Annotated in this window: 3 protein-coding genes; 2 read left to right on the plus strand and 1 reads right to left on the minus strand. The window is 73.1% G+C overall.

Annotation, left to right across the window (positions count from 1 at the left end; all coding sequences use genetic code 11):
- Positions 1 to 283 precede the first annotated feature (283 nt).
- The gene (locus tag ACTUAL_RS14965) at positions 284 to 3,025 is read right to left on the minus strand and encodes a BTAD domain-containing putative transcriptional regulator (protein ID WP_440900674.1); all 2,742 of its coding nucleotides are present in this window, start codon (positions 3,023 to 3,025) and stop codon (positions 284 to 286) included.
- Between the two features lie 153 nt (positions 3,026 to 3,178).
- On the opposite strand from ACTUAL_RS14965, the gene ACTUAL_RS14970 reads away from it, so the two are divergent.
- Positions 3,179 to 3,628 (plus strand): hypothetical protein, encoded by a 450-nt coding sequence (locus ACTUAL_RS14970; RefSeq protein WP_015804909.1) that lies wholly within the window; start codon positions 3,179 to 3,181, stop codon positions 3,626 to 3,628.
- A gap of 13 nt (positions 3,629 to 3,641) precedes the next feature.
- Positions 3,642 to 5,078 (plus strand): PPE domain-containing protein (locus ACTUAL_RS14975; protein WP_440900675.1); only part of this gene is annotated, 1,437 nt, incomplete at its 3' end.

A 5,078-nucleotide genomic window follows, 5' to 3' on the forward strand; every position in this document is an offset into this window, starting at 1 on the left:
GTCCCTCTTCTCCGTTTGGCCTGGCGAAGCCCGAGCACGCTTGTCAAGACGCCGCCGCACTCTGCGGCAGACCACCCGAGTCGAACGGCGTCTTGACGAGCGTGCTTGCCTGAAAGGAGGCCAAACGGAGAAGAGGGACCCGGACCACCGCAGGGGTACAACGGGACCACCAACCCAACGGTCACCGGCCGGCAGAGCCCGTCCCCCTCTTTTTTGGAGGTCTGCCCCGCCGGCGAGGCGTGCCCTTCAGCTTGTGACTTTCAACCTCCCCCTCTCCCCACACCTACCCCACCCCAGGCCCATCCACCTTCCCGCTCAACTCCTCCCCCTCCGTCAACCGCAAATCCCGATACCGCCGCAACGCCTCAGACCAGTGCGGAACCGCCTGCTCCGCCATCCCCAACCGCTCCAGCACATCCCCGATAGCCCGGTGGCACAACGCCTCCTGGTACCGATCCCCAATGGCCTCAGCCAGCGCCAACCCGGCCCGATAAGACTCCAACGCCTCCTCAGGCCGCCCCAACTCCTGCAACACCGCCCCCACCGTGTGCAACGTCGCCGTGTGCGCCTTGGTCGGCGAGTCCCCGCTGAACAACCCCAGCGCCTCCACCGCGTGCCCCAGGGCCAGTTCCGGCTCCCCCCGAGCCAGCAGCACGTTCGCCAGGTTGTTCAACCCGCTCGCCCGAGACCGCGCGTCCCCGACCTCCCGCGCGATCTCCACCGTCTCCCGGATCCGCTCCTCGGCCTCCGCCAACCGCCCCGCCGCCATCAGGCAGTACCCCAGGTTCGCCAGCGCCGCCAACTCCAAGTGCCGATCCCCGATCGCCAGCGCCGCCGACTCCCCGCACGCCGCCACCGCCTCCTCGATCCGCCCGAGATCGGCCAGCGTCGACCCCAGCCGCAGCAGGAACGTGGCCTCCGCGTGCTTGTCGCCCAGCGCCCGCGCCGCCGTCAGCCCGATCCCGCACAGCGCCAACCGGTCCAGCCGGTTCCCGCGCCGGAAGTGGAACGCGTCCAGGCACAGCGCCAGCTGCCACGTCCGCTCCCGCAGCCCCGAGCCGACCGCGATGTCCAGCGCCAGCCCGAGGTTCGCCTCCTCCAGCGTGAACCACCCCAGCGCCGCCTCGTGCGAGCGCAGCTCCGGCGCGCTCGCCGGCTGGTAGCTCAGCGGCTCGAACGGCTGCACGTGGTCCGACAGGTGCCCGCGCGCCAGGTCCGCCACGTGCAGGTAGTAGTCCAGCAGCCGGTGCGTGGCCTCGGTGTTGTCCTCCTCCGGCTCGGTCGCCGCCAGGTGGTGGGTGAACAGCCGCACCAGGTCGTGCCGCGAGTACCGGTCCGGCATGGACTCGTGCAGCAGGTTCGCGTACGCCAGCGTCCGCAGGTGGGTGCGCGCGCTGCCCACGCCGATGTCCATCAGCGCCGCCGCCGTGTAGCTGTCCAGGTCCGTGCCGGGGTGCAGCCCCAACCGCCGCAGCAGCCGCGCCGCCGCCTCCGGCAGCTCCCGGTAGCTCACCGCGAGCGCCGCGTGCACGCCCGTGCCCGCCTCCAGCGACAGCCCCGACAGCCGCCCCTGCTCGTCGCGCAGCTCGTCGACCAGCGACTGGATCGTCCACCTGGGCCGGGACGCCAGCCGCGCGCCCGCGATCCGCAGCGCCAGCGGCAGCCGGTCGCACAGCTCGACCAGCTCCGCCACCGCCTCCGGCTCCTGCTCGATCCGGTGCCTGCCCAGCGCCGCCGCCAGCAGGTCCTCCGCCGTGCCCTCCTCCAGCTGCGGCACCTGCAACGACGTCGCGCCCTCGGTCACCACCAGGTCGTCCAGCAGCAGCCTGCTGGTCACCAGCACCATGCACCGCGCCGACCCCGGCAGCAGCGGCCGGACCTGCTCCGCGGACCTGGCGTTGTCCAGCACCACCAGCACCCGCCTGCCCGCCACCAGCGACCGGAACTGGGCGGCCTGCTCCTCCAGGTCCACCGCGATCTGCGAGTCGTCCACGCCCAGCGCCCGCAGGAACCCCACCAGCGCGGTGCGCGGGTCCAGCGGCTCGGTCTCGTCGAAGCCGCGCAGGTTCACGAACAGCTGGCCGTCCGGGAAGTCCGCCGCCACCCGGTGCGCCCAGTGCAGCGCCAGCGCCGTCTTGCCCACCCCGGCCGGTCCGACCAGCAGCCCGATCGCCGAGTCCTGCCCGCCCAGGTCCGCCTCCAGCGCGGCCAGCTCGCAGGCCCGCCCGACGAACCCCCGGTGCTCCCTCGGCAGCTGCGCGGGCACGCTGACCTGCGGCGCGGACACCGGCCGGGTCGCGACGACCCCGCCGTCCAGCACCGCCTGGTACGCCTCGCGCAGCTCCGGCCCCGGATCGACGCCCAGCTCCTCGGCCAGCTGCTCGCGGGTGCGGTGGAACAGCTCCAGCGCCTCGGCCTGCCGCCCCGCGCCGTGCAGCGCCAGCACCAGCCTGGCCACCAGCGGCTCCCGCAGCGGGTGGTCGGCGACCGCGCCGGTCAGCGCCGCCACCGCCTCCTCGGCCCGGTCCAGCCGGAACAGCCGGGTCGCCAGCTCCTGCACGGCCACCGTGCGCAGCTCCTCCAGCCGCGCCGACACCGACTCCCGCAGCACCTCGCTCGCCACGTCCGCCAGCACCGGCCCGCGCCACAGCCGCAGCGCCCGCGCCAGCTCCTCGGCCGCCCGCTCGTCGTCCGCGTCCCGCGAACCGGCGACCAGGTCCTCGAACCGGAACACGTCCACGGCGGACCGCTCGGCGGTCAGCAGGTACCCCGGCGAGCGGGTGACCAGCGCCACACCGCCGCCCAGCACCTTCCGGAGTTGGGCGATATGTCCCTGAAGGGCCGCTTTGGCCTGCGGGGGCGGTGAGCCGTCCCACACCAGCGACAGCAGGCGGTCCCCGGACACCACCCGGTTGAGCTCCAGCGCCAGCGCCGCGAGCACCGTCCTGCGCTTGGCCGCGCCGAGGTGGACCGCGTCCCCACCTGCGGAGACGAGTTCAACCGGGCCGAGCAGGTTCACCCGCATCTGCAGACCTTTCGGCTTCGTCACGGTGCGGCGAAAAGTTTCCCACACGAGCATCCGCCGCCGATCCACTCGCATTGGTGGCGCGTTGGGTTTGCGTTGGCGACGCCTGGCAGCTTGGGTTCCGTCCTGCAGACTGCCTTCGCGAGGGAAACGATGTACATCGACGAAGCGGGAACCGACAACCAGGCCCAGCAGCCGGTTGCGCCGAAGAAGCGCGTCCCCCTGGGCGAAGAGGTCGTGGCGCTCAACGAGACCGTGAACTCCGGCAAGGTCTCGCTCGACCCCGTCGTGGGCGAGGAGCTGCGCAAGATGCTCCTGGAGCAGATCGACCAGGTCGACTCCTGGCTGGAGCGCGCGGGCAGGCTCGCCCGCCCCGCGCCGCTGGGCACCAACCCGGTCAGCGAGCGGATGAAGTCGAAGTTCGAGGAGCGCGCCGAGGGCGACCCCTACTCCTTCGCCTCCGTCATGACCTCCTACCGCGAGGTGCTGCAGCAGACGCACGACTCCGTGCAGAGCGCCATCCGCAACTTCCAGGCCATCGACGAGGAGCACCGCGACGAGCTGCGGCGGCTCAGCGGCGCGGCCAACCTGAACAGCAACTGAGAGGACGGGGCTCGTGGAGCAGGAAGCGGCGGACCTGGTTCTGACCGACACCCAGAACTGGGCGTCCAGGTCGCACCGGGAGCTTTACGACTCGGTCCACACGAACAACGACCCCGGTCAGACCGGTGAGATCGGTTCGGAGTGGGGCCACTTCGGCACCGAGCTGACCGAGGCCGCCCGCGTGATCAACGAGCGGGTCTCGGCCAGCGAGAGCGGCTGGACCGGCGACTCGGCCGACGGCGCGCGCGCCGCGATCCGGCTGCTGTCGGACTGGGTGACCGAGACCGCGGAGACCGCCGTCACGGTGGGCACCAGGGTCCAGGAGCAGGCCCAGATCATGCAGAACGCCCGGACGAACATCCCCGAGCCGGTGGAGTTCAACTGGGACCAGGCCACCAACACGCTCAGCTCGGGCGGCCTGACCTGGCTCGCCTCGTCCTCGGTGGACGTGCAGGCGGCCAACGAGCACGCGCGGCTCCAGCACGAGCACGCCGTGAACGTGATGACGTCGATGGAGAACGACTCCCGCAACGTCGACCAGAACACCCCCAAGTTCAGCCCGCCGTTCAACCCGACCACCGGCGCCTACGAGGAGCCCCAGGTCGCGACCATCCGCACGGTGGACGCGCCCGGCCTCGGCGACGCCTCGGGCGCGCTGACCGCCGCGGGCGTGACCAACGCGGGCGGCCAGGTCTCCGGCTACGGCGGCCCGGCTGGCGCGGGCGGCGCGGGCGGCGGGGCCCCGGTGTCCACCGAGGGCTACAAGCCGGTCGGCGGCGGCGGGTACGACAGCCCCGGCGGCGCGACCACCTCGGGCAGCAGCACCGGGTACGCGCCCGCCGCGGCGAGCTACAGCGGCCCGTCGGGCGGCGGCGGCACGACCAACCAGAGCTACGCGTCGCCGACCCCGGCCGCCGCGTCCGCTCCCGCGTACACGCCCCCGGCGAACTCGGGCTACACCCCGCCCGCGTCGTCCTCCCCGTCGCCCTCGTACGGCGGCTACACGCCGACCCCGCAGGGCGGCTACACCCCGCCGCAGTCGACGTACACGCCCCCGGCGACGACGAACACCTCGGGGACGACGTACTCGCCGCCGAAGACGACGAACCCCGGTTACACGAACCCGACGAACAACCCCGGCTACACGCCGCCGAACTACCAGACCGGCACCGGCGGCAACACCGGCGGGTACACCCCGACCAACCCCGGTTACACGAACCCGACCAACAACCCCGGCTACACGCCGCCGCGCCCCAACACGGGCGTCGGCACGGGTCCGGGGTACGTCCCGCCGGGCGGGGCCAACACCAACCCGCGCTACACGCCGAACTTCGGCGGCGCGGGCGGTGCGGGCGGCGCCGGTGGCGGCTTCGGCGGCGCCGGTGGCGCGGGCGGTGGCGCGGGCGGTGCGGCTGCCGGTCGCTTCGCCGGTGGCGCGGGCGGCTTCGGC

Source organism: Actinosynnema sp. (genome assembly GCF_052038725.1).

Bases quoted from the DNA above. Each gene is read 5' to 3' on its own strand.
- ACTUAL_RS14965 (WP_440900674.1), bottom strand. From the start codon at position 3,025: ATGCGGGTGAACCTGCTCGGCCCGGTTGAACTCGTCTCCGCAGGTGGG.
- ACTUAL_RS14970 (WP_015804909.1), top strand. From the start codon at position 3,179: ATGTACATCGACGAAGCGGGAACCGACAACCAGGCCCAGCAGCCGGTT.